Source organism: Cohnella lupini (assembly GCF_003386205.1).
GTDB lineage: Bacteria > Bacillota > Bacilli > Paenibacillales > Paenibacillaceae > Cohnella > Cohnella lupini.
In genome coordinates this window covers 246,249-268,928 of the sequence record NZ_QRDY01000004.1, presented here as the reverse complement: position 1 = coordinate 268,928, position 22,680 = coordinate 246,249, and the positions used below count along the sequence as shown (strand labels likewise).

Here is a 22,680-nt window from a genome sequence, read left to right as displayed (position 1 = left end):
CGGTGTTCGCGATGCGGGATCGGCATGAGGTCAAGACGGCTGCGAAACGGATCGTTCCGCTATCGGCCGAAGACTATTATGCTAGGGGAGAGCTCCCCGCGGAATTCTGGCGGCGCGTTGGGAACGCGCCGGAATATAAGCGTTATATCGATGAAATTCGGAGCGAAGCTGCGAGGCTGATCGTCGAGCCGCCACCGGAGCTGACGGCCGAATTGTTCTCGATCTATGAAAGAACGGGCTCCCGGCTTGAGTACGAAAGAGCTTATTTCGCGCGGCGGCGAAGGTTAAACGCGTTTGCGATCGTTTCTTTGCTGGAACCCGACGAGGAAAATTACCGCGTGAAGCTGCACGAGATGCTCCGGCTCATTCTGGACGAGCCGACTTGGTGCTTGCCCGCGCACGTGAAGGGAAGAGAGATCGACAAGACGATCGATCTGTTCTCCGCGGAGACGGGATTCGCGCTAAGCGAGATCGCTTGTCTGCTCGGAAGCGGGCTTCCTTCCTCCTTCGCGGAGGAAATCGATCGAGCCGTTACTAAACGTCTGATCGTACCGTTCCTGCAACGCGGGCCGCATCACTGGGAGACGGCTAGGCACAATTGGTCCGCCGTATGCGCCGGCTCCATCGGATCCGCGGCCTTGCTTCGGATAAGGGATAATGAAGTCTTGTCCGAAGTGTTGGAAAAGTCGCTCGCGAGCCTTGAGTATTATTTGGAAGGGTTCGGGGAGGACGGCGCTTGTCCGGAGGGACTGGGCTATTGGAACTACGGCTTCGGCTATTACGTCTATTTCGCGGAGCTGTTGAGGAAGTCGACGGCCGGTAAAATAGATTTATTGAAGCATCCGAAGGCGAAGAACATCGCGTTGTTCCAGCAATGCGCCTATTTGCACGGCGACCATGGTGTGTGCTTCTCGGATTCGTTGCCGCGAATCCCTTTCCATATCGGCCTGACGCATGGCTTGGCCGGGGAATTTCCGGAAATGGAGGTGCCGGCATCGAAATATGCCGCGGGAATGTCCGACGATCATTGCAGCCGGTGGGCACCGGCGATTCGAGACCTTATCTGGTATGACCCTTCCCTCTCGGGCACCGAATGGAGCTCGGCATCCCGTTATTTGCCCGATGCCCAGTGGCTGACTTCCAGGCATGTCGCGGCATCGGGCGGCCGATTCGGCTTCGCCGTCAAAGGGGGACGCAACGACGAGTCGCACAATCATAACGATATCGGCCATTTTATGTTGATCGCCGACGGAATAACCGTCTTAGCGGACCTCGGAAGCGGCGAATATACGGCGGATTATTTCGGCGCAGGGCGGTATGGCTACGATTGCAACGGATCCCAAGGGCATTCGGTGCCGATAGTTGGCGGTTTCAATCAAGCCGAGGGAGCGGGCAGCTTCGCGACCGTGCTGGAAGCGACGGCAGGCGATCTCGAAGACTTGCTGCGGATCGAGATGTCGCGCGCCTATCCCTTGTCCGGATTAGCCTCGTTGACTCGCGAGCTTAGATGGAGCAAGACGGAATCGCCGACGCTCGCGCTCAAGGACGATTTCGCCTTCGCGGACGGTCCGCAAGACATTACGGAGAGATTGGCGACATTCCATCTTCCGGTTCCCGAAGGGAACGGAATCGTTCGCATTCGCTGCGGCGAGGGCGGAGCCGTCGAAGGCAAGCTAGACGCCTTGATACGCTATAACTTCGAGCGCCTTGATGTTGCTGTCGCGGAAAGGTCTTACCGGGATCATTTCGGCGAGCCGAAGACTTGGTACGCGATCGATTTTGCCTTGAAGAATCCGGAACGCCATAACCGGATCGAGCTTCTGATCGAATGGGAGAAATGATAGGAGCTGTGCGCGGAAAGCAGGGAGGGACGGTGATTTAAGCCTAAGCTCAGACCTGGTGCCCCGAATATTTTTTCTTGCGATAGGCACCCGGAGCCATTCCGTATTGCGCCCGAAATACGCGATGAAAATAAGCATAGCTGCCGAGACCCGTCTCGGCGGCTATTTGCTCTAGAGATAGAGGACTATGGTGGAGCAAGTCCACGGCATGGGCCATGCGGATTTGCTGCAGGTATCCGATAATCGTCGTACCGTAATAATCCTTGAATAGATGAACAGTTCTGGAGACGCTTAACCCCGCATCGCGCGCGACGTCCTCGAGTCTTATCTCTTGGGAGGCATGCGCTTCTACGAAATTCCGCATACGAATGGCATGGTAAGCGGAGGCGGATTGGATGGTCGGGGCTTCCTCGATCGCGCGATCGAGCATCGTCAGCAAGGAAAGGATGAGCAAGGTTACGAGTTCGGACTGCCCGCCGTCCAACCTTCTTTTCTCCATGATGATTTGATGCCATAACGTCTTGATTCGGCCGTCTTCCGCGATCTTCGTCTTCGTCGGTCTTTTTTTTCGGAGCCACCATTCATCCATTCCTTCTCCGGTGGTCATAATAAAGTAATCTCCGTTCGGCTTGACGGGTTCGCCCGCTTCTCCGACTCGAAGTTCGTATAGATCGCCCGGTTTGAACAGAAGCAGGTCTCCCGGAGTGATGTCGATCAGAGTCCCGTCTACGAGCGCTCTGCTGATTCCTTCGGATTGCAGTCGGATAATATAGGTATCGAGTCCGTTCGGGAAGTCGTGGTGGAAAGGTTCCGGATGCGTCGAATATCCGCTAAGCGCTAAGTTGATCGGCTTCATGTTCAGCATCCCTCCCAGAAGTGGTAAATATAAAAAAGCCAGATCGTTGATGTTATTAATCATATTGTTTCTACTATTGTCTGTCCATTTTCTTTTATAATTCAGGTATGGCAATCAAGTTTACTCACCCTCAATCTAATCCGGAAGGGGATTAACGAATAATCATGGCAGATCGCAAAATCAGAGTCATCCAAACCTCGCAAGGCTCCTCCGACCGCTTGACGGAGAAGGCGCCTCTTTACTTCCGCAAAGACGAGAAAGGCGTGGAAAATCAGCTCATCAACGTGTACGACGACGTAGAATATCAGGAAATTCTCGGCTTCGGCGGAGCGATCACGGAAGCATCGGCCGTTACGGCCGCTAAGCTCGGAGAAGCTAACCGCAACAAGATCCTCGATGCTTATTTCGATACGGAGGAAGGAATCGGGTATACGGTAGTCCGCACGCACATTAACAGCTGCGACTTCTCGCTCGGAAACTATGCCTACGTCGAGGAAGAAGATCCGACGTTGTCTAACTTCGATATCGGCAGAGACAAGGAGCATCTGATTCCTTATATCCAACAAGCGAAGAAACGCGCCGGAGATAACTTCGTGCTGTACGCTTCCCCGTGGAGCCCTCCGAAATGGATGAAGACGAACGGCCAAATGAACAACGGCGGTTCCCTGAAGCCCGAATACCGGGAAACTTGGGCGCGTTATTACGCCAAGTTCATCGAAGCGTACACGGCGGAAGGATTGCCGATCTGGGGACTGACGGTGCAGAACGAAGCCAAAGCCGCGCAAAAGTGGGATTCCTGCATTTACACGGCCGAGGAAGAGCGCGACTTCGTTCGCGATTACTTGGGGCCTGTTCTCGAGAAATCCGGAATGTCCGACGTTCGCCTCATGATATGGGATCATAACAAGGAACGGGTCTACGATCGTGCGAAAACCGCGTTCGAGGACGCACTGGCGTCGAAATATATATGGGGTATCGGATTCCACTGGTATTCCGGCGATCACTTCGAAGCGTTGTCGGTCGTTCACGACCGGTTCCCCGACAAGAAGCTGATCTTCACGGAAGGCTGCCACGAAGGCGGCGTACAGCTTGGATCGTGGAAAAGCGGAGAGAGATACGCGCACGACATCATGGGCAACCTGAACAACTGGATGTCCGGCTGGACCGACTGGAACATCGTGCTCGACGAGCAAGGCGGTCCTAACCACGTGGAAAACTTCTGCGACGCGCCGATTATCGCCGATACGACGACGGATTCGCTGACCTTCCAGAGCTCGTATTATTATATCGGGCATTTCAGCAAATACATCCGTCCGGGCGCAGTCCGCGTAGGCTCTTCCAAATATACGGAGCATCTCCAAACGACCGCGTTTAAGAATACTGACGGAACGATTGCGGTAGTCGTACTCAACCGCAGCGACGAAGCTATTCCCTATATCGTGCGCAATCGCGAAGAGATCGCGGAAACGGTCGTAGAGGCTCATTCCATTCAAACTTTATTGTTCCCGGCTTTGTAATGCGATAAGTGTTTAGCTTGGTTAAGGAAGGGTTAATATACAAGTAAGATAACCCTTCCTAATCAGGTTATCCGGCAACAAACATCCTAGCCGAAAGGGGATAGTCCATTGGAGCACGCTAGCGAAGCATGCTAGAATCGGATTGCGTCCCATATCGAGCAAGCAATCCAGGGCATGCGGGAACTCACCCGACAAGCAAGGAAAGCTATGCAAAGGTAACAGGTAAAGAGTAGCACGAAGGAAACGGCATGTAAGAGATAAACCATTACGAATTCGAAGACGCTTTGCGCGCTTGTCGATCGAGAGGATAGGGAATACCATAAATGAATAGTCGTAGCCAGGGATAGCCTCCGTTTATCAAGCATATAAACGGGGGCTATTTGCTATTCCGCCCGAGTATGGCGATAGGAGCTCGGGGTCATCCCGGTTAATCAACCGAAAATAGATAGATGAATAGAAGACTGAAGACTTGTCGATAAAATGTTAATCATAGTTAACCAAAACATATTACATATGAAAAGGGGCACTGAGACGATGGATTATCCGCGATTGACCGAACAATTCCGCTTGGACCGATTGACCCCGCCGGCGGGTCCGGTAGACATGGTGCTCGATACGGACACGTATAACGAAATCGACGATCAATTCGCTTTGGCGTATGCCATTCTTTCTCCGGAGAAAATCAGATTGAAAGCCGTATACGCGGCTCCGTTCCATAATGATTTGTCCGCCGGCCGTCCCGGCACTTCATTCGATGCGCCTGAAGCGTGGACAGGGATGCCATATTCGGGGATCTGTTCCGGAAGCTGAACGCGAGGGTGGGGAGCGAAAAGAGTTAATGGGGAACGGATGAATGAAAGCGGTTCCGATATTGTATAGTCATGTCGCGTTTTTGGAGTTACAGCCGCTACGCGATTTGATACCCTGTTCTTGTCTTAACCGATATGATTATCGCGGGAGGGTATTCAATGAGCAGATTGCGCATCGGAATGATCGGCACGGGAGGAATCGCGTCGTTGCACGGCTGTCAGCTGCTAGAGCTGCCGGAAGCGGAGATCGTCGCCATCGCGGACACGAGCGGGAAGAGCAGGGAAACGTTCATAGACAAGTTCAGTCTTCATGGAGTGCCGGAATTCGAGGATTACGCGGAAATGCTTGATCAAGTCGTCGATTTGGATGCGGTCGTTATCTGTTCTCCCCATACGCTTCACTTCAAGCAAGCGACCGATGTTCTGAATCGGGGCCTTCATGTTCTGATCGAGAAACCGATGACCTGCTCCTCCTCCGAAGCCGAGGCATTAATCGAAACGGCGAAACGTTCGGGGAAAATATTGCAGGTGTCTTACCAGCGTCATTTTCAGCCCGAGTTCCTATATATCAAGGAAGCAATCGCCCGGGGGGATATCGGCAAGCTGACTTCGATCACCGCCTCCCTCTACCAGGAATGGAGACAGGGAACCCCGGGCTCTTGGCGACAAGATCCCTCTCTGTCGGGCGGAGGATTCCTCATGGACTCAGGTAGCCATATCATCGACGTCCTTTTGTGGACGACCGGACTTACTCCGGTCGAGGTTAAGCCGCAGTTGCATCAGCATGGCTCGCCCGTGGAGATCGACACGTTCACTTCGATCCGTTTTGCCGAAGGGGCGGTTGCCGGCTTGAATCTGGTCGGTTACGCGCCTTGTTGGCACGAAACCTACGTGTTCTGCGGTGAAGAAGGCGGAATTTTCTACGATAAGGGGAAAATCACGCTTCGCCGCTACAAGGAAGAGCCGGTCGTGCCGGAGCTTCCGCCGCAAACAACCAATCAGGATAAGAGCTTCGTCGATGCGATATTAGGGCGTCAAGAAGTGGCCGTAAGCGGACAGTTCGCCTACAAGGTCGTTAAATTCTCGGAAATGGTATATCAAGCGGCGGGATATTCGCCTAATTCGCGGGAAACGGGAGGCGTTCAAGCATGAATTTCAACATAGGGATGAGAATTCCACCGAAAATCGGCGAGACCGGGATTCAAGCGGTTGCCGAATGGGCGGTAAAGACGGGGCTGGACGTACTGGACGTTCCTGCTCTCACGCCGGAAGTAAAAGCCGCATGCGAACTTGCCGGCATCGGCATCGGATCGGTCGATGCGCAAAAAGTCGGTCAACTGCTAAGCCGGGACGAGACGAGGAGGATCGAAGCTTCCGAGGCGTTGAAGAAACAGATGAACGAGATCGCCTCCTTGGGAGGACGCGTTCTGTTCGCATGTCTCGTCCCCGAGGACTTGACGCTTCCGCGTGCCGCGGGCTTCGAGATTTGGAAGGAGACGTTTCCCGAGATCGTCAAGCATGCGGAGCGAACCGGCATATTCATCGCCATCGAAGGATGGCCGGGTCCTGCGCCTCATTACCCGACTCTCGGATGTACGCCGGAGATGCTGCGGGCAATGTTCGAAGCGATCCCTTCCAAGCATTTCGGTCTCAACTACGATCCGTCCCATCTGGTGCGGCTGGGCATAGATTATATTCGGGCGTTATCCGAATTCGGAGAACGGATCAATCATTGCCATGGGAAAGATACGGAGATCCTGACCGACGAATTATACGAATGCGGAATTCTTCCGGCGACGTTCGGAGCCAAGTACGGATTTTCCGAAGGCTCGTGGCGCTATACGATTCCCGGCCACGGCGACGTGGATTGGGGAAAGGTAGCCGTTCGGCTCGAGCAGCTCGGATATCGCGGCGCGGTGAGCATCGAGCTGGAGGATCACCGTTATTGGGGCTCGCTCGAAGCGGAACGGCAGGGCATCGAGAAGGCCACCGCTCACTTAAAGCAATTTTTTAAGTAACCTACAAAAGCACCCCCTAGAATTTCATCGGACAACCTCGAGGGTTATCCAATGTCTATTCTAAGGGGTGCATTCATTTCATCGTGCGAAGGCGCCATTCTTGCGTAGGGGATGGATCTCCCCTTAGGTCTTAGACACATCGATCCCGTTCAATACGAGCTTATATTGGATATCGGCCTTCAACGAATCGGAAACCGCGCAATACTTCTTGCTTCCCATCTCAATCGCTTTCCAAACCCTATAGTCCGGTATATCCCCGTCCACTTTGAAAATCAAATCAATCGACGTGAATCCCGTCGGCGCTTGCTCCTTCCGGGCTCCGTCGGCCTCGATCTCGATACTCCGGACCGAGCCGAGAAATTGATCCAAGATCATGGTTACGTCTATTCCGATACAACCGGCTAAGCCGGCCAGCACAAGCTCCATCGGAGTAGCTCCCTTTCCGTCGCCGCCGTAGGCGGGCGTAGCATCCATTCCGATCGAATAACCGGAATCCCCAACGGATGTAAACAGACGTTTGCCTTGCCATGTCGTCATTACCTTCATTCTGTATACCTCCTTCTCACGTGAGATTAGTGATCATACAGTCTAATGCTCGCCAAGCTGATTCAAGAATTTTCTGGCTCTTTCGGTTTGGGGCTCGGTGAAAAAGCGTTCCGGCGACCCTTCCTCGACAATGACTCCGCCGTCCATGAATACGATTCTGTTCGCCGCCTGGCGCGCAAACTTCATCTCGTGGGTAACGACGACCATGGTCATCCCTTCCTTCGCCAGCTGCCGCATTACGTCCAGCACTTCCCCGACCAGCTCCGGATCGAGCGCGGAAGTCGGCTCGTCGAAGAGCATAACGGCCGGCTTCATCGCCAGGGCGCGGGCGATAGCCACCCGTTGCTGCTGGCCGCCGGACAATCTGGACGGATAAGCGTCCCTTTTATCGGCTAAGCCGACCCGCTCCAGAAGCTGTTCGCCGGTTTTCACGGCTTCGGCTTTCGCCATTTTTTTAACGACGAGCAGGGATTCGATGACATTGCCGAGAGCAGTTTTATGAGGATATAGATTAAATTGCTGAAAGACCATTCCGGTTTGTCGCCGGATTTCACGGAAATTCGAGAGTTTTTGCTTCTTTGTCATGGCAGGTTCGATACGGATGCCATTTAATTCAACGGAGCCTGCGCTGGGCTCCTCCAATCCGTTCAAGCAACGCAGCAACGTACTTTTGCCGGAGCCGCTAGGTCCGAGCAAGATTACGATTTCGTTTGCCGCAACTTGGAGGTCGATGTTCTTCAACACTTCCACGCTCTGAAAGGCTTTCGATAGTCCATTCGTTCGGATCATCCTACGGTTCACGCCCCAACTTCAATATGCTTTGGACAGCCGATTTTCGATCATTCCGAGAATAGCCGAAAAGACTGTGCTCATCACCCAGTACATCACCGCCACGCCCAAATAAAACGGCATGTACACATAATACTGCGCAACCAACAATTGAGCGGATCGGAGCAATTCCGTCACGGTAATGACGGAGACAAGCGACGTCTCCTTGAGCATGCCGATAAAAGTGTTTCCCATCGGCGCGATGGCTACGCGGGCGGCCTGAGGAAATACGATTCTTCTTAGCGCCTGCCAGGAGGTCATGCCCGTCGCATAGGCTGCTTCGGTCTGCCCTTTCGGAACGGCAAGAATCGCTCCGCGGAACGTCTCGGATAAATAAGCGCCGACATTGATGCTCAACGCAACGCAAGCCGCCGTTAACGGACCAAGAGTGATCCCGTAATCCACAAGTCCGTAGTATACGATCAAAATCTGCACGAAGGCTGGCGTGCCTCGAATGACGGATACGTAAGCGCGTGCCAGCCATCTTAGCGGAAGATTCCCTTTTAATCTGGCCAGGGCGACCGCCATGCCGATAAGTAGTCCGAAGAACATGGAGACGACGGTAACCAGCAGCGTGTAATAGGCTCCCTTAAGCAAGAAGAGCCCGTTATCCCACACGAGATCCATATTTATTTAGCGGCCGGTGCTTCGCCGAACCATTTTTTGAAGATCGTGTCGTAAGTTTTGTCCGCCTTCATATCGGTTAACGCCTGATCAAGCGCGGCTAGGAATTCAGGATTGTTTTTGCGCACGGCGACGCCCGCTTGATCCGACTTAATGGCTTCCCCGACGGCCTTGATTTTGAATCCGTTCTTATCCACGATGGGCTTCAACGCGTAGAGGTTGTTAATGGTGGCATCGATTCTTCCCGCGTCTAGATCCTGAAGGGATGTGATGACGTCGTCGTAGGTTTTGATCGTAAATTTTCCTACTTTAGGCAATACTTCATTGCGTAAATAGGTTTCGTCGTTCGTACCTAAGCCTACTCCGATATTTTTCCCTTTGAAATCTTCAAGCTTCGTGATGGAGTCGTTGTCTTGGGCAACGATGACTTTCACTTCATTAGTGATGTAAGGCTGGGTAAAATCGATCTGTTGCTTTCGTTCGTCCGTGATCGTCACTTGGCTGATGATGGTATCGATCTTGCTCGCCTGCAGGCTAGGAATCAATCCCGAGAAATCCTGCGCGGCGAATTCGGCTTTAACGCCGAGACGTTTGGCGATTTCTTTGGCGATATCCGCATCGAAGCCGTCGATTTCCTTGTTATCGTTCAGGAAGTTGTACGGTGCGTACGTGCCCATTAACCCTACCTTCAGCACGCCGGAGCTCTTCACTTGGGCGAGCAAATTGTCGGCCCCGCTTTCCGTTGCGGGAGCCGAGCTTGCAGGGGCTGAGCTTGCGGCATCCGAGCTTGGAGCACCTTGGTCGTTATTGTTTTTGTTTCCGCATCCGACTAGTGCGACGGTGAGCAACAAAATGACGGAAAGGGAAAGGATCAGCGAACTCTTCGTTTTTTTCAGCATGGTTTTCTCTCCTAGTCTCTTCTTTTGATTAAGGTGTCCGACTTTTGCCGAATCATTCCACCTTGTTATATACCGAGCAATCCGAAAAATTCGAATCTGGCTGTTTCGGAAGCCAGCTGTTGCGCTGTTTTTGTCTTGATTCCGTTATCCGGAACGGTAGAGCCGAATAACCACCGCGATATGATGCCCTCGATTAAGCTCATCAAGAGGGCTGCCCGTAACCGGGAATCGATCGAGTCGGGAAGCATTCCCAGCTCGACCGCTCGCTGAATGTTAAGAAGAAACGCGTTTTCCAGGGCGCTTCGGGTTTCCGCGATCGCCTGCCGAACCGGATCGCTGGAGGAGACTCCTCCGAGCAACAGCTCCATTAAATGTCGGTTGGATTCGGCGAATACAAACAGCTTGCCGAGCAGAGCTTCCGATGCTTGAACCATATCCTGCACCGTCCCCGCATCTCGACGATATCCGTGCCCGATCACTTCAAGAAGCTGTTGCCTTCCGTCTTCTACGATTTCAAGAGCGATCGCTTCCTTGCTTTTGAAATACCAGTAAAAAGTTCCTTGCGCCACGCCCGCCTCCGAGACGATATCGGAGATTTTGGTTGCATGGTAACCTTCCTTCGCAAAGCGCCTTAGGGCAATTTGCATGAAGTGTCTCCTGCGTTCATTGCTTTGCTGGGTATCGCGATCCCCGTTCAAGATAATCCCACCTCTTGATTGACTCGTCAGTCAGTATAATTTTATATCCTATTGGAATACTCGATTATTGTCAAGGAGCGTAGTTGAATCTCGATAGGGGTACTAAAGAAACCCAGTCGGATCAAGGTGCGACCCCACTGTTCGGAGTGATGGTTTTGGCATTGAATTGACAGGTTCTCCGCGATTCGATACCCTATGATCAGTTACAAGAGAGGCATGTTCACGCCGTAGGGGGAGCCATTTTGACCAAGAAACCGTTAAGCCGTTACGTCCTTACCGACCAGCTGTATTCGCTCATCAAAAATCAAATTCTGTCGCACGCCATGCCCGCGGGGGATAAAATCAACATCGACAAATTGGCGAGGGACCTTGGAGTTAGCAACATTCCGATTCGGGAATCGCTGTTTCGGCTTGCATCCGAAGGCTTGGTTACGATCGTTCCGTTTAAGGGGATGTTCGTCGCGGAGATGAATCTGCGGGACATTGACGAGATATTCGAGATTCGCCAGTCCTTGGAGGAGTTATCCGTTCGCAAAGCGGCTTCCCGCATTCCGAAAGAGCTGCTCGTTCGGATGCTTCAACAGCTATCCTTGGAAAGCGTCGCTAATGAAGGAACGGACATGGAGGACGCGGTGTCGAAGCTGAACGAAGATCTCCACGGTACGATTCTGAAATACGCCAAGAACGAGAATCTAAAGCAAATAGTTGCTTCTCTAATAGAGCGTATTTATCGCTATCTTAGCTTGCATAGCTTCCGAATCGATCTAAACGCGGAGAGGCTCGAGCACGAGACGATCGTCAGGGCGCTATTGGACAACGATATCGAACAAGCCGTATCGGCTATGAGAGCGCACCTATCTAATTCTCATCAGAGACTAAGGGATAACTTCGACTAATCGATTATTTACACTATAAATCGTGTATGATATTATCTAAATCATACACGATTTATGATTTTGGTTTGGGAGTAGATCCGAGATAACGAAGGAGCTTCGTTAATTCCGCAAGCCAAGCGTGAATCGAGCCGAGATAGCGAAGGAGCTTCGTTAATTCCGCTAGACAAACGTGATTCGAGCCGAGATAACGAAGGAGCTTCGTTAATTCCACCGAGCAAGCGTGATAAGAGCCGAGATAACGAAGGAGCTTCGTTAATTCCACCGATCAAGCGCGAAACGAGCTGAGATAACGAAGCAACTTCGTTAATTCCGCAAGCCAAGCGTGAATCGAGCTGAGATAACGAAGGAACTTCGTTAATTCCGCCAGACAAGCGTGAAACGAGCCGAGATAACGAAGCAACTTCGTTAATTCCGCCGATCAAGCGCGAAACGAGCTGAGATAACGAAGGAGCTTCGTTAATGGAAAGGAGAGGAGATCGGAAATGGTCCTGTCGGATAAAGTTTGCGTAATCACGGGTAGCGGCTCGGGCATCGGCGAGGTGACGGCCAAACGTTTCGCGGAAGAAGGAGCAACCGTTATCGTCGTCGATATCGACGACAAGCAAGCCAATCGAGTCGCTGAAGAGATCAACCGAATGCATGGCCCGGAATCGGCTTACGCGATAATAACAGATGTTTCTTCGGATCAAGAGGTTCGCAAGCTGATCGAAGCCATCGTAGAGCGGGTAGGGAAAATCGATGTGTTATTCAATAACGCCGCGAAGATTTTACCGAAGCCGCTGGAAGAAGTGGAAGAGGACGAGTGGAATAGTCTGTTGGACGTGAACCTGAAGAGCGTTTACTTGATGATCAAGTACGCCATTCCTCTCCTGCGCCGCACCGGCGGTAACATCATCAACATGTCCTCATTGAACGGTTTGGTGGGTCAGAAGAAGAACGCGGCTTACGCGGCAACCAAGGGCGCGATCATCGCCATGACGAAAGCGCTTGCGCTGGATTACGCGGAAGACGGCGTCCGAGTCAATTGCATATGCCCGGCAGGCGTTATAACGCCGCTCTTGGAGCAGTGGATCAAGGAACAGGAAGATCCGGAGTCGACGCGCCGAATCCTTAACGACATGCATGCCCTCGGAAGGCCGGCGAACGCGGAAGAAATAGCCGACGCGGCGTTGTTCTTGGCGAGCGGGCAGTCGAGGTTCATGACGGGAGTCGCGCTGCCGGTGGACGGCGGGGCATCGTTAGGCTACTAAGCTCTAATTCGTACCCATACATTCGAGGAGGAATCATAATGAAAATCATATCCGCGGAAAGCTTTATTTTACATGTACCGATTACTCCCCCTATTACGGACGCTATCAACGTCGCGACGCATTGGGGAGTTACCGGCATTCGCATTGTTACGGACGAGGGCATTACTGGATACGGTTATACGGGGACTTGCGCGAATGGAGACGAGATGATCGCCCAAACGATAGATCGCTATTACGCGCCGGCATTGATCGGCAAAGATCCGTTCATGGTCAAGCAAATCTGGGATGAACTGCGCTTCGGGCCGATGCACTGGATCGGGAGGGCAGGCATTACCCACATGGCGCTGGCCGCGGTCGATATCGCGCTATGGGACATCATGTCCAAGTCGGTAAACAAACCGCTGTGGCAGTATCTTGGCGGGCACAAGCCGGATAAGATCAAAGCGTACAACACGAACGGCGGCTGGTTGAACTGGAGCAAGGAAAGATTGATCTCCGACATGAGCGCCATTCTCGAGGAAGGCTTCACGGCCGTGAAGATGAAGGTCGGCTTGCCGGATTCGCGCGAGGACTTCGACCGAGTTAAAGCGGTGCGCAAAGCGATCGGCGACGATATCGGGCTGATGATCGACGTGAACCAGCAATGGAATATCACGACGGCGATGACCTGGGGCAAGAAACTGGAGCAATTCGACCTCATCTGGCTGGAAGAGCCGCTTAACCCGGACGATATCGGAAATCATCGCAAGCTGGCGGACGAATTGAACGTACCGATCGCGCTAGGCGAGCACGTGTATAACAAGTACGCCTTCCGGGACTATATCGAGAGAGGCGCGGTCGAATACGTTCAAGTGGACGTAACCCGGGTCGCGGGGGTGACGGAATGGCTGCAGGTCGCCGGTCTTGCCGCCGCGTACGACTTGCCCGTATGTCCGCATGTCGGCGACATGGGCCAGATTCACCAGCATCTCGTCGCTGCCACTCCGAACGCGATCATGCTGGAGTACATTCCGTGGATTCGCCACATTTTCGAAGAACCGGCTACCGTGAAGGACGGGTTCTACGTGCTTCCTCAGCAGCCGGGGGCATCCACGACGATTATACCTCGTTACTTCGAGGAGTACCGCGTTAAATAGAGGGCGGAATAAGATATAGCCCTACTCAAATAAATAATCGAAACAGCGGCAGCCGTGGACGGGAAAAGAAGTCCTAGACTGCCGCTATTTTATCAACTCCTGGACTTATAGGAATAGATTAGATTTCTTTTTCCAAAACAGACGAGGTTTGCCAACTTAGGTTGATATACTTGCGTTGTGCAAGGAAAAAACTTCTCGGGGGAGGAGTCGCTGTGACTAGAGCCGCTCTCAAGACGGGTATGAAAGATTGACGCAATTCACGAAATTTATCAATCAAATTACATTGATTCACTACCTTGGCCCCCCCATTGGGTAGCAAATTTTAACTTAAGTAGCAAAACCGAGCTAACGCTTCCTTTCGCAGCTACTAGGAACCGAGATAGTAACGATATCGGACCATCTCCGGTCTCCACCGTCGAATCGAACCGAGATAGTAACGAAATCGGACTATCTCCGACCTCCACCGTCGAATCGAACCGAGATAGTAACGATATCGGACCATCTCCGGTCTCCACCGTCGAATCGAACCGAAATAGTAACGATATCGGACCATCTCCGGTCTCCACCGTCGAATCGAACCGAAATAGTAACGATATCGGACCATCTCCGGTCTCCACCGTCGAATCGAATCGAGATAGTAACGAAATCGGACTATCTCCGACCTCTATCGTCAAATCGATCCGCATCAGTAAGAGCTACGGAATATCCACTTTCTAGACAGAAAGATCATATATCGCGGCTTATTTCCCTCCGAGTTTGGGGAATAGAACCGCCGAGCATGCCTGTTTCTCCAAGTGAAATATTGAACAACGGAGACCAAAGCAGTACCAGATATACAAGCTTTTCGAACATCGAACTGAAAATCAAAGGATGTTCGCAGATGCCGGGTCTCATCCAATTTTCCATGCAGACTACGCCGAGACGAAGGAATATCGTACGCTTGTAACCGCAAATGTACCTTACGGGAGCGGACGAAATCAGGTAACATCAAGTCATGGTAAGCGCTAACATAGATTATGAATCACGGGATGGTGCAACATGGGTCAAATGAAGCTTCGGTATTCTCGTCCTGCGACCGGTTGGTCGGACGGACTTCCAATAGGTAACGGGAGTTTGGGCGCGGTCATTCAAGGCGGAATGGAATCGGAGAAATGGAGTATCACTGAAGTTACGTATTGGTCTGGTCAAGCGGAGGCAGTCGAAAGCGAATCCCGGGGGAAACCGGATCTTGAGCGGATGAGAGAGCATCTCTTCGCGGGCGAATATCGCGAGGGAGAACGTCTTGCCCAACGGGCGCTACAGCCCGCGAAGAAAAATTTCGGGACGAACCTGACGTTATGCGATTTAACGATTCGCTTCGATGACGCGCAAGGCGAGCAGTTCGGGCGGGAGCTCGATCTGGAAGAAGCCATCGCTCATCATACATATAGGGTTAACGGGAAGAGTTATTCGCGCGAAGCGTTCGCTTCCCATCCGGACGGTATTCTGGTTTCCCGTCTGCGCAGCGAACAATCCGGGGGTCTGAACTTCGTCGTTACGTTGGAAGGAAGAACTCCGGAATTCAGGACGGACGTATTAGACGAAGCTACGATCGAATTCGCGGGGAAAGCGACCGAGAGCATGCATAGCGACGGGAACTGCGGCGTCTTGTGCAGGGGCAGGGCCAAAGTCGTTGCCAAAGGCGGAACGATCGTTAGCGGAGCGGAAGGCATTACGGTCAAGAACGCGGATGAAGCAATTATCTATTTCGCCGTTGCGACCGACTACGAAGCAAACGGAGAAGATTGGACCCGGGAAAGCGGCAAGAAGCTGGAGCAAGCGATCTCCAAAGGCTACTATAGGCTTAAGGAAGATCATTCCGCCGATTACCGCAAGCTATATTCGCGGGTGAGCTTGGAGCTTGGCGAATCCGGGCGATCCGGGCTTCCGACGGACGAGAGAATACGGCTGCTCGCGGACGGCCGCGATGGAGATCCGCAGCTATTCGCTTTATTTTATCAATACGGACGTTATCTCACGATATCAGGCTCCAGGGAGGACTCCCCTCTTCCGATGAACTTGCAGGGGATATGGAACGACGGAGAAGCGAATCGCATGCAATGGAGCTGCGACTACCATCTGGACGTAAATACCCAAATGAATTATTTTCCGACGGAGACGACCAATCTAGCAGAATGCCACGTTCCGTTGATGAACTTCGTAGAGAAATTGTCCGTTGCGGGCCAAACGTCCGCGCAAGCTTTCTACGGCTGCGAAGGCTGGGTTGCGCACGTATTCACCAACGCGTGGGGATTCGCTTCTCCCGGATGGGAAACCTCATGGGGGTTAAACGTCACGGGAGGATTATGGATCGCGACCCATCTGATGGAGCATTACGAATTCGGATTGGATAGGGAATTTTTGAAAAATACGGCGTATCCCGTGCTTAAGGGAGCCGCGGCTTTTTTTCTGGATTATATGACCGTACACCCGAAATACGGCTGGTTGGTTACCGGGCCGTCCAATTCCCCGGAGAATAGCTTCTATCTCGACAACGAGAACGATACTTACCATTTATCAATGGGAACGACGATGGACCAGATGCTCGTAAGGGATTTATTCGAATTTTCCCTGTCCGCCGCGGAAACCCTGAATACGGATTCCGAATTTCGCGCGAAGCTTAAGCAAGCGATTGCTTTGTTGCCTCCCCTGCAGATCGGAGTTAGAGGGCAGCTACAGGAGTGGTTGGAAGACTATGGGGAAGCTCAACCCGACCATAGGCATCTCTCTCACTTATTCGGGCTATACCCCGGCAGTCAAGTCACGCCGCAAGGTACGCCCGATTTAAGCGCGGCAGCGAGAACGACGCTGGAGAATAGGATGGGACGCGCGGATCTGGAGGACGTTGAATTCACTCTCGCGATGATCGCGGCGAGCTTCGCCAGATTGCGGGACGGCGAGAACGCGCATAAGCAGTTGACGTATTTAATCGGACGACTATGCTTCGATAACCTCTTTACGTATTCCAAGGCGGGAATCGCCGGAGCGGAAACAAGTATCTTCGTCGTTGACGGTAATTTCGGAGGAACGGCAGCTATCGGAGAGATGTTGTTGCAGAGCCACGCGGGGGAGATAGACCTTTTGCCGGCGCTGCCGGAACAATGGCCCGCAGGCAAAGTAACCGGATTACGCGCTAAAGGTAATATGGAAGCCGATATCGTTTGGGAGAACGGCAGCTTGTCCGAAGCCTCGATTAAAGCTTTCGCCGACGGAGAGACAACGCTGCGCTACGGGGAGCTAACGGCTCGACTCCGCCTAGAGGCAGGGCGCGTATACAGAATCGATGGCCGATTGAATCTTATTTAGCGATAGCTGAAAGGACACTCCATATTCCTATATGTAAAAGCAACTTCGGTGATTCTATATCGGTAGTTGCTTTTCATTTTCCAATGCTTAGTCTTGCGGAATCGTGTCCAATCGGGTATGATAGCGCTCTCAATCGTGTAAAGGAGGCTCCTTTAGTGCCTAGGTATTCCAGGGTTTTCAGGAATTTTCTGTTCTCCTACATCGTTATTCTGATCATACCGAGCATCGCGGGATATATGTCTTACCGTACTTCGATCACGGTTACCCAATCGGTTTCCATCGAGAATAGCGTGACCCAGCTCCAGAAGAGCAAAGAAATATTGGAGCGAAGAATGGCGGAAGTAGAGGGCTTTACGAGACAGTTGGCGATTAATCAAGACTTAAGCGTACTCATGAACGAGAAGAGTTCCACCGACGAGTCCAACGTATTCGGCATTTGGAAAATGATGAGGGACGTATTGACCTTCGGGCAGACGAACGATTTTCTTCAGCATTTTTTCATTTATCTTAACAACTATAACGTTGTGCTAACGCCGGGCTCGGCTTATTTCCGGCCGGAGCATTATTACGAGAATTATCATTATAACGACATCTCTTTCTCTGAGTGGAAGAGCACGATACTCGGGAAAACGCATAGAAGCGAAATCATGCCGCTTACGCCTTTCGTCAATAAAGCGACGGAAACTTCCGTCGTGACGTATATGCAATCGCTCCCGCTAGATAGCTTCAACGGTTCCTCTCCCGCCATCGTAGTCGTCATTATCGACAAGAAAACGATAACGGGTCTGCTTTCGGGCATTACGGATCGTTATGGAGGTTGGGCTCATATTACCGATGCCCAAGGAAATACGATAGGGCTGCAGGGAATAGAGGAGACGGAGGTAGATAAGCTTGCTTCGGATAAGAGCTTCGACAAGGAGAAGGTAAGCCAATTTTACGAGGACGATCTGGTCATCACGATTCGTTCCAGCACGAACGATTGGATCTATCAGGCCGGCATTCCGCGGAAGGTATTATTGGAGAACGCGAATAAGATCAAAAATATTACCTGGACGGTAACCGGTATCGCCTTGCTCGTCGGTTTATTGGTGGGTTTTCTGCTTTCCCATAGGAACAGCGCTCCTATTAACCGTCTATTAGGCGTCATGAAGGAGCAATTCGGGCAGGACGTGCAGGCCGAGCGCAATGAATACGACTTCCTGCACGGTAATATTTCCGAGATGATCACGAATAACAAACGACTGGAGTCGGAGCTGCACCGGCAGGCTCCGCTCGTTCGCGACGCGTTTCTCAAACGCTTGATCGCCGGGGAATTCCAGTCCAGGGAAGAGATCATCGCCGCGGCCGTCCAGTCGAACGCGGGTTTAAACGGGAACGCGGGATACGTGGGAATTCTGCAGGTGAACGGCTATTCGCTAATGGACAGCGTGGAAGTTCTGAACGAGTTAAACGCGGCGCGACTGATTCTGAAGCAAACGTTGACCGATTCCGGAAGCTCCGTCCGAATGACCGATATCGGCTCCGACAAGATCGTATTCCTGTTCGCATTCGCGGATATGTCGACGACCGTTCAAATCGGCAAGGAAGAAATCTCGAAGACGTTGACTTGGGTAACCCAGCAAGTATTCGACGAGTACCGGATATCCGTAACCTCCGCTTTGGGGGACCCGTTCGACGCGGTCACCGAAGTCAGCCATTCCTTCGAGCAGGCGAAGCAAGCGTTGGAGCATGCCGTGCATACGAGCAAGAAGGGAATCACGTGGTTCGAGGATACGAGGACCGAGAGCGCTACTTACTATTACCCTCTCGATACAGAACTGCGATTGATCAGCACGATCCGCGCGGGAGAAATAGACGAAGCCAAGCGGATATTGCAATCTATTATTTCGCAGAACACGGAGCATCGGGGGCTTTCCTTCGAGATGAAGCACCAATTGGTCGGGGAAGTGAAAGGAACTTTCCTGAAGCTGCTCGATCAGAAAACGTTCATGGAATCGGAATTGTTTGAGAGCATCAAAAACAGGATTATCGAGATTCAGGCAACCGAGTCTTTCGAATATATTCAAACCGAAATTCATGATATTATGGAAGCACTATGCGGTTTGATCATGAGCAAGAAAAACGATAGCCATACGAAGACCGTCGAACAAATCAAAGAATATATCAAGGCGACGTACGCGGATTCCGATCTTACTCTTTACCGGGTAGCGGAGCAGGTGGAACGGCCGGAGAAGTATATCTCGCAATTGTTCAAAGAAGTCACTGGCGTTAATTTATCCGACCACCTGGAGAAGGTTAGAATGGATCATGCTTCGGTTATGCTGAAGGGAAACGATTACACGGTGGACGAAATCGCGAACCGCGTAGGTTATAATAGCTCGCACTCGTTCCGGAGGGCGTTCAAACGGGTAACCGGCATTTCCCCCAGCGCCTTCAGGCAATCCGTCGAAGATTAAAGAGGGGGGAGAAAGTTGAAGAGAAGATGGAGCATAGCAATTACAGTCATCGTATTTAACTTGATCCTAGCGGCTTGCACGTCGTCCCCGGAATCGGATGCGAAGAAGGAGAATGCGGTAACGATCAAGGTATTCGCCCAACAGGAATCTTCGCTCGACTTGGCCACGAACGATTTTACGAAAGAGCTCGAGAGGCGGTTCAACGTCGAATTCGATTGGACAACCGTACCTTACGAGGGAGCGAAAGAAAAGCGCCAAATTTCGCTTGCCAGCGGCAAATATGCGGACGCCTACATCCTTACTGCCTATATCGATCAATTTTCGCAGGAAGACCTTCTTCGCTATGGTAAACAAGGAGTTATCGTTCCTCTGAATGACTTGATCGACCAATATGCACCCCATATTAAGAAGGCGATGGACGAGAACGAGACCTTAAGAGCATATAGTACGGCCCCTGACGGGAAAATTTACGGTTTAGTCTCTTACAGTGAGTGTTACCATTGCTCCTATTCCAATAAAATGTGGCTGAATACCAAGTGGCTGGAGAAATTGGACTTGAAAATGCCCGCGACGACGGATGAGTTCAAGAAAGTTTTGGAGGCCTTCAAGACCCGCGATCCGAACGGAAATGGCATTGCGGACGAAATTCCGTTAAGCGGCTCGATCGAGGATTTCGGAGTGCGCATCATTCCGTTCCTCATGAACGGCTTCATCTATGACGACGATAGAAAATATCTTAGCCTGAAGAACGGTAAAGTGGATACGGTAGCGGACAAGCCGGAATGGAGAGAAGGCTTAACGTATATTAAATCGCTGTACGACGAAGGTTTGATCGATCCCGGCGCTTTTACGCAAAATGCGGATGCTTACTGGAAAATAGGGGAGAACGCCGACGCGCAAATATTAGGAGCCGGCGCCGCCTTGCATCCTGCGATTTTCGTGGATACGGGACCGGGTAACACGAGAGGAAGAGATTATAATCCGGTGCCGCCGCTAGCCGGACCTCATGCTTCCTTCGCCGTGCTGAACAACATCGGCATCGATCCGGGAGCCAAATTCGTTATCACCGACAAAGCAAGCGAAGAAGCACGGATCGCGTTGATCAAAATCGCGGATTACATGTTCACGCCCGAAGGACAAGCTCATGCGGAAGTCGGCAAAGAGGGCGTGGATTGGAGAAAGCCCACGGACGGCGAGCAAGCACTGAACCCGGACGTTGCTCCGGCGTTTACCAGGATACCGCAAAAAAAGTGGGCTATATCGAGCAATACGGGATGGAGCGGAATGGGACATCTCTATATGCCGAAGGAATACAGAGATAGCTGGACGCAAGTAACCGATATTTACTCGCCGGAAGGTTACGAACGAAGGCTTCAAGAGGCGACGTTGCTCTATGAGGGAAAAGAACCCGAGGAGTTGTTCCCGATTTGGTCCGTCTGGATCGATTCGAAGGATGCGGACGAAGCGAGCTTCCTGCAGAACTATATCAAAAATTACATCGAAGAGAACGCCCTTGAATTCGTTACCGGCAACAAAAGCTTGAGCGAAGATTGGGAGGAATACGTGAAGGGCTTGAAGGATATGAAAATAAGCCGGTATCTCGAAATCCTGCAAAAAGCATACGATAGATCGCTAAAGACGAATAAGAACTGAAAGGACGAATCCCGGCGCCGAGGCGTACGGGATTTTTTTGTGTTTAGCGCCTACAAGAAGGAAGAAATGGACCAGAACACACTTCGACTAAAATCGGGGAACCGCGATCTTCCAGGTCCCGGTTCCCCATGGGACAAGCATTTGGCTCCAGGCTTAATAACGGACGGAAAAATGTACGCGAAAGCGGAGATTTGCACCCCCTCAAATCGGGGGAACTGTACGTAAAAACACTCAAATGTACCTATCCGAATCTGGCGGAAAGCCTATAAAATCGGTTGTAGAAAGCGCTATCATACACCGAGGCAAGTTAACGAAGGAGGGGGATCGTCTTGAAGAATGAAATTGCAATAAGCATTAAACCATCTATATCTCATTCGAATAAACTCAGCATGCGGCAAGAGGCGGTCAAGAGCTTGAAGAAGCATTGGCAGCTTTATTTGATCGTCATTCCGCCGGTGCTGTTTTTCTTGATTTTCAAGTACTACCCGATGATGAACGCCGTACTGGCGTTCAAGGATTTCAACGTGATTAAAGGAATTTGGGGAAGCCCATGGGTAGGGTTCAAGCATTTCGAGCTGTTCTTCAACAATCCTATGTTCTTGACGCTCGTTAAGAACACGTTCGGAATAAGCGGAATGCTGTTGCTCGTCGGATTTCCTGTTCCGATTCTGCTCGCCCTTATGTTGAACGAAGCGAAGAACGGACGGTTTAAGAAGTTCGTCCAGTTGGTGTCCTTCGCGCCTTATTTCATTTCCACCGTCGTCATGGTATCCATTATCATGCTTTTCCTGGCGCCGCGTCTCGGGTTCGTTAACATCGCCTTGAACTACTTCGGCTTTGAATCGATTAATTTTCTCGGAGAGCCAGGGATGTTCAGATCGATCTACATCTCTTCGGATATATGGCAGACGGCAGGTTATACGGCAGTTATTTATTTAGCGGCGTTGGCTGGAATCGATCCTACGTTGTACGAGGCTGCCAGGGTCGACGGCGCTTCCCGGTTTCAGAAGATCATCCACGTAGACTTGCCGGGCATTCTCCCGACGATCATGATCGTCTTGATCCTAAACGTGGGAAGCGTAATGGCTATCGGTTTCGAGAAGGTCTATTTGTTGCAAAACCCTTTGAACCTCGTAAACTCGGAAATCATCGCGACTTACGTTTATAGCGTGGGTTTGCTGAACGCCAATTACAGCTTCGCTACGGCGGTCGGCTTGTTCAACTCCGTTATCAACCTGATTCTGTTGGTTTCGGTTAATACCTTGGCGAAGAGATTCTCGAACAACAGCATTTGGTAAAGGAGGGTGC

At 51.7% G+C, this 22,680-nt stretch carries 18 protein-coding genes; 12 read left to right on the top strand and 6 right to left on the bottom strand.

The features are described 5' to 3' along the window. Positions 1-11 precede the first annotated feature (11 nt). Positions 12-1,841, top strand: a complete 1,830-nt coding sequence (locus DFP95_RS10160; RefSeq protein ID WP_115992613.1) for a heparinase II/III family protein — start codon at positions 12-14, stop codon at positions 1,839-1,841. A gap of 49 nt (positions 1,842-1,890) precedes the next feature. On the opposite strand, the gene DFP95_RS10155 is transcribed toward DFP95_RS10160, so the two are convergent. Further along, complete coding sequence (locus DFP95_RS10155) at positions 1,891-2,697, bottom strand: AraC family transcriptional regulator (RefSeq protein ID WP_181907344.1); 807 nt, start codon at positions 2,695-2,697, stop codon at positions 1,891-1,893. Between the two features lie 164 nt (positions 2,698-2,861). Here DFP95_RS10155 and DFP95_RS10150 point away from each other — a divergent pair, with 164 nt between their 5' ends. From DFP95_RS10150 to DFP95_RS10135, 4 genes are all read left to right on the top strand, one after another. Beyond that, the gene (locus DFP95_RS10150; RefSeq protein WP_115992499.1) at positions 2,862-4,214 is read left to right on the top strand and encodes a glycoside hydrolase family 30 protein; all 1,353 of its coding nucleotides are present in this window, start codon (positions 2,862-2,864) and stop codon (positions 4,212-4,214) included. 534 nt (positions 4,215-4,748) lie between these two features. Then, positions 4,749-5,024 carry a hypothetical protein gene (locus DFP95_RS28870; RefSeq protein WP_181907343.1) on the top strand — a complete coding sequence of 92 codons (276 nt, stop codon included), beginning with the start codon at positions 4,749-4,751 and terminating at the stop codon, positions 5,022-5,024. A gap of 158 nt (positions 5,025-5,182) precedes the next feature. Then, on the top strand, positions 5,183-6,175 hold the full coding sequence (locus tag DFP95_RS10140) for a Gfo/Idh/MocA family protein (protein ID WP_115992498.1): 993 nt from the start codon (positions 5,183-5,185) through the stop codon (positions 6,173-6,175). Next, on the top strand, positions 6,172-7,041 hold the full coding sequence (locus tag DFP95_RS10135; protein WP_115992497.1) for a sugar phosphate isomerase/epimerase family protein: 870 nt from the start codon (positions 6,172-6,174) through the stop codon (positions 7,039-7,041). The genes DFP95_RS10140 and DFP95_RS10135 overlap by 4 nt, the downstream gene beginning before the upstream one ends. Before the next feature lie 123 nt (positions 7,042-7,164). Here DFP95_RS10135 and DFP95_RS10130 read toward each other — a convergent pair whose 3' ends face one another. From DFP95_RS10130 to DFP95_RS10110, 5 genes are all read right to left on the bottom strand, one after another. Continuing rightward, positions 7,165-7,587: an OsmC family protein gene (locus DFP95_RS10130; protein WP_115992496.1), complete on the bottom strand. Its 423-nt coding sequence runs from the start codon at positions 7,585-7,587 to the stop codon at positions 7,165-7,167. A 42-nt stretch (positions 7,588-7,629) separates the two neighbouring features. After that, positions 7,630-8,376, bottom strand: coding sequence for an amino acid ABC transporter ATP-binding protein (locus DFP95_RS10125; RefSeq protein WP_115992495.1), 747 nt, complete (start codon positions 8,374-8,376; stop codon positions 7,630-7,632). Between the two features lie 21 nt (positions 8,377-8,397). Beyond that, complete coding sequence (locus DFP95_RS10120) at positions 8,398-9,042, bottom strand: amino acid ABC transporter permease (protein ID WP_115992494.1); 645 nt, start codon at positions 9,040-9,042, stop codon at positions 8,398-8,400. A 2-nt stretch (positions 9,043-9,044) separates the two neighbouring features. After that, the gene (locus tag DFP95_RS10115) at positions 9,045-9,938 is read right to left on the bottom strand and encodes a substrate-binding periplasmic protein (RefSeq protein WP_115992493.1); all 894 of its coding nucleotides are present in this window, start codon (positions 9,936-9,938) and stop codon (positions 9,045-9,047) included. Between the two features lie 65 nt (positions 9,939-10,003). Next, positions 10,004-10,585, bottom strand: coding sequence for a TetR/AcrR family transcriptional regulator (locus DFP95_RS10110; RefSeq protein WP_115992492.1), 582 nt, complete (start codon positions 10,583-10,585; stop codon positions 10,004-10,006). 293 nt (positions 10,586-10,878) lie between these two features. On the opposite strand from DFP95_RS10110, the gene DFP95_RS10105 reads away from it, so the two are divergent. The 7 genes from DFP95_RS10105 to DFP95_RS10065 all read left to right on the top strand — a co-directional run bounded on the left by DFP95_RS10105 (position 10,879) and on the right by DFP95_RS10065 (position 22,670). Beyond that, positions 10,879-11,532 carry a GntR family transcriptional regulator gene (locus DFP95_RS10105; protein WP_245987514.1) on the top strand — a complete coding sequence of 218 codons (654 nt, stop codon included), beginning with the start codon at positions 10,879-10,881 and terminating at the stop codon, positions 11,530-11,532. Positions 11,533-12,014: 482 nt separating this feature from the next. Continuing rightward, positions 12,015-12,782: an SDR family NAD(P)-dependent oxidoreductase gene (locus DFP95_RS10095; protein ID WP_115992490.1), complete on the top strand. Its 768-nt coding sequence runs from the start codon at positions 12,015-12,017 to the stop codon at positions 12,780-12,782. 38 nt (positions 12,783-12,820) lie between these two features. Beyond that, positions 12,821-13,918: a mandelate racemase/muconate lactonizing enzyme family protein gene (locus tag DFP95_RS10090; protein WP_115992489.1), complete on the top strand. Its 1,098-nt coding sequence runs from the start codon at positions 12,821-12,823 to the stop codon at positions 13,916-13,918. 1,038 nt (positions 13,919-14,956) lie between these two features. Continuing rightward, positions 14,957-17,263 (top strand): glycoside hydrolase family 95 protein, encoded by a 2,307-nt coding sequence (locus tag DFP95_RS10080; RefSeq protein WP_115992487.1) that lies wholly within the window; start codon positions 14,957-14,959, stop codon positions 17,261-17,263. Between the two features lie 155 nt (positions 17,264-17,418). Then, on the top strand, positions 17,419-19,719 hold the full coding sequence (locus DFP95_RS10075; protein ID WP_115992486.1) for a helix-turn-helix domain-containing protein: 2,301 nt from the start codon (positions 17,419-17,421) through the stop codon (positions 19,717-19,719). A gap of 15 nt (positions 19,720-19,734) precedes the next feature. After that, a complete protein-coding gene (locus tag DFP95_RS10070; protein ID WP_115992485.1) occupies positions 19,735-21,372 on the top strand; it encodes an extracellular solute-binding protein in 1,638 nt (545 codons plus the stop codon). Positions 21,373-21,761: 389 nt separating this feature from the next. Beyond that, positions 21,762-22,670, top strand: a complete 909-nt coding sequence (locus DFP95_RS10065) for an ABC transporter permease (protein WP_115992612.1) — start codon at positions 21,762-21,764, stop codon at positions 22,668-22,670. The last annotated feature ends 10 nt before the right edge of the window (positions 22,671-22,680 follow it).

What these genes read in the sequence shown, in the direction of transcription:
- DFP95_RS10160 (WP_115992613.1), top strand. Translation starts at nt 12, where the DNA reads ATGCGGGATCGGCATGAGGTCAAGACGGCTGCGAAACGGATCGTTCCG.
- DFP95_RS10155 (WP_181907344.1), bottom strand. Translation starts at nt 2,697, where the DNA reads ATGAAGCCGATCAACTTAGCGCTTAGCGGATATTCGACGCATCCGGAA.
- DFP95_RS10150 (WP_115992499.1), top strand. Translation starts at nt 2,862, where the DNA reads ATGGCAGATCGCAAAATCAGAGTCATCCAAACCTCGCAAGGCTCCTCC.
- DFP95_RS28870 (WP_181907343.1), top strand. Translation starts at nt 4,749, where the DNA reads ATGGATTATCCGCGATTGACCGAACAATTCCGCTTGGACCGATTGACC.
- DFP95_RS10140 (WP_115992498.1), top strand. Translation starts at nt 5,183, where the DNA reads ATGAGCAGATTGCGCATCGGAATGATCGGCACGGGAGGAATCGCGTCG.
- DFP95_RS10135 (WP_115992497.1), top strand. Translation starts at nt 6,172, where the DNA reads ATGAATTTCAACATAGGGATGAGAATTCCACCGAAAATCGGCGAGACC.
- DFP95_RS10130 (WP_115992496.1), bottom strand. Translation starts at nt 7,587, where the DNA reads ATGAAGGTAATGACGACATGGCAAGGCAAACGTCTGTTTACATCCGTT.
- DFP95_RS10125 (WP_115992495.1), bottom strand. Translation starts at nt 8,376, where the DNA reads ATGATCCGAACGAATGGACTATCGAAAGCCTTTCAGAGCGTGGAAGTG.
- DFP95_RS10120 (WP_115992494.1), bottom strand. Translation starts at nt 9,042, where the DNA reads ATGGATCTCGTGTGGGATAACGGGCTCTTCTTGCTTAAGGGAGCCTAT.
- DFP95_RS10115 (WP_115992493.1), bottom strand. Translation starts at nt 9,938, where the DNA reads ATGCTGAAAAAAACGAAGAGTTCGCTGATCCTTTCCCTTTCCGTCATT.
- DFP95_RS10110 (WP_115992492.1), bottom strand. Translation starts at nt 10,585, where the DNA reads ATGCAAATTGCCCTAAGGCGCTTTGCGAAGGAAGGTTACCATGCAACC.
- DFP95_RS10095 (WP_115992490.1), top strand. Translation starts at nt 12,015, where the DNA reads ATGGTCCTGTCGGATAAAGTTTGCGTAATCACGGGTAGCGGCTCGGGC.
- DFP95_RS10090 (WP_115992489.1), top strand. Translation starts at nt 12,821, where the DNA reads ATGAAAATCATATCCGCGGAAAGCTTTATTTTACATGTACCGATTACT.
- DFP95_RS10080 (WP_115992487.1), top strand. Translation starts at nt 14,957, where the DNA reads ATGGGTCAAATGAAGCTTCGGTATTCTCGTCCTGCGACCGGTTGGTCG.
- DFP95_RS10065 (WP_115992612.1), top strand. Translation starts at nt 21,762, where the DNA reads ATGCGGCAAGAGGCGGTCAAGAGCTTGAAGAAGCATTGGCAGCTTTAT.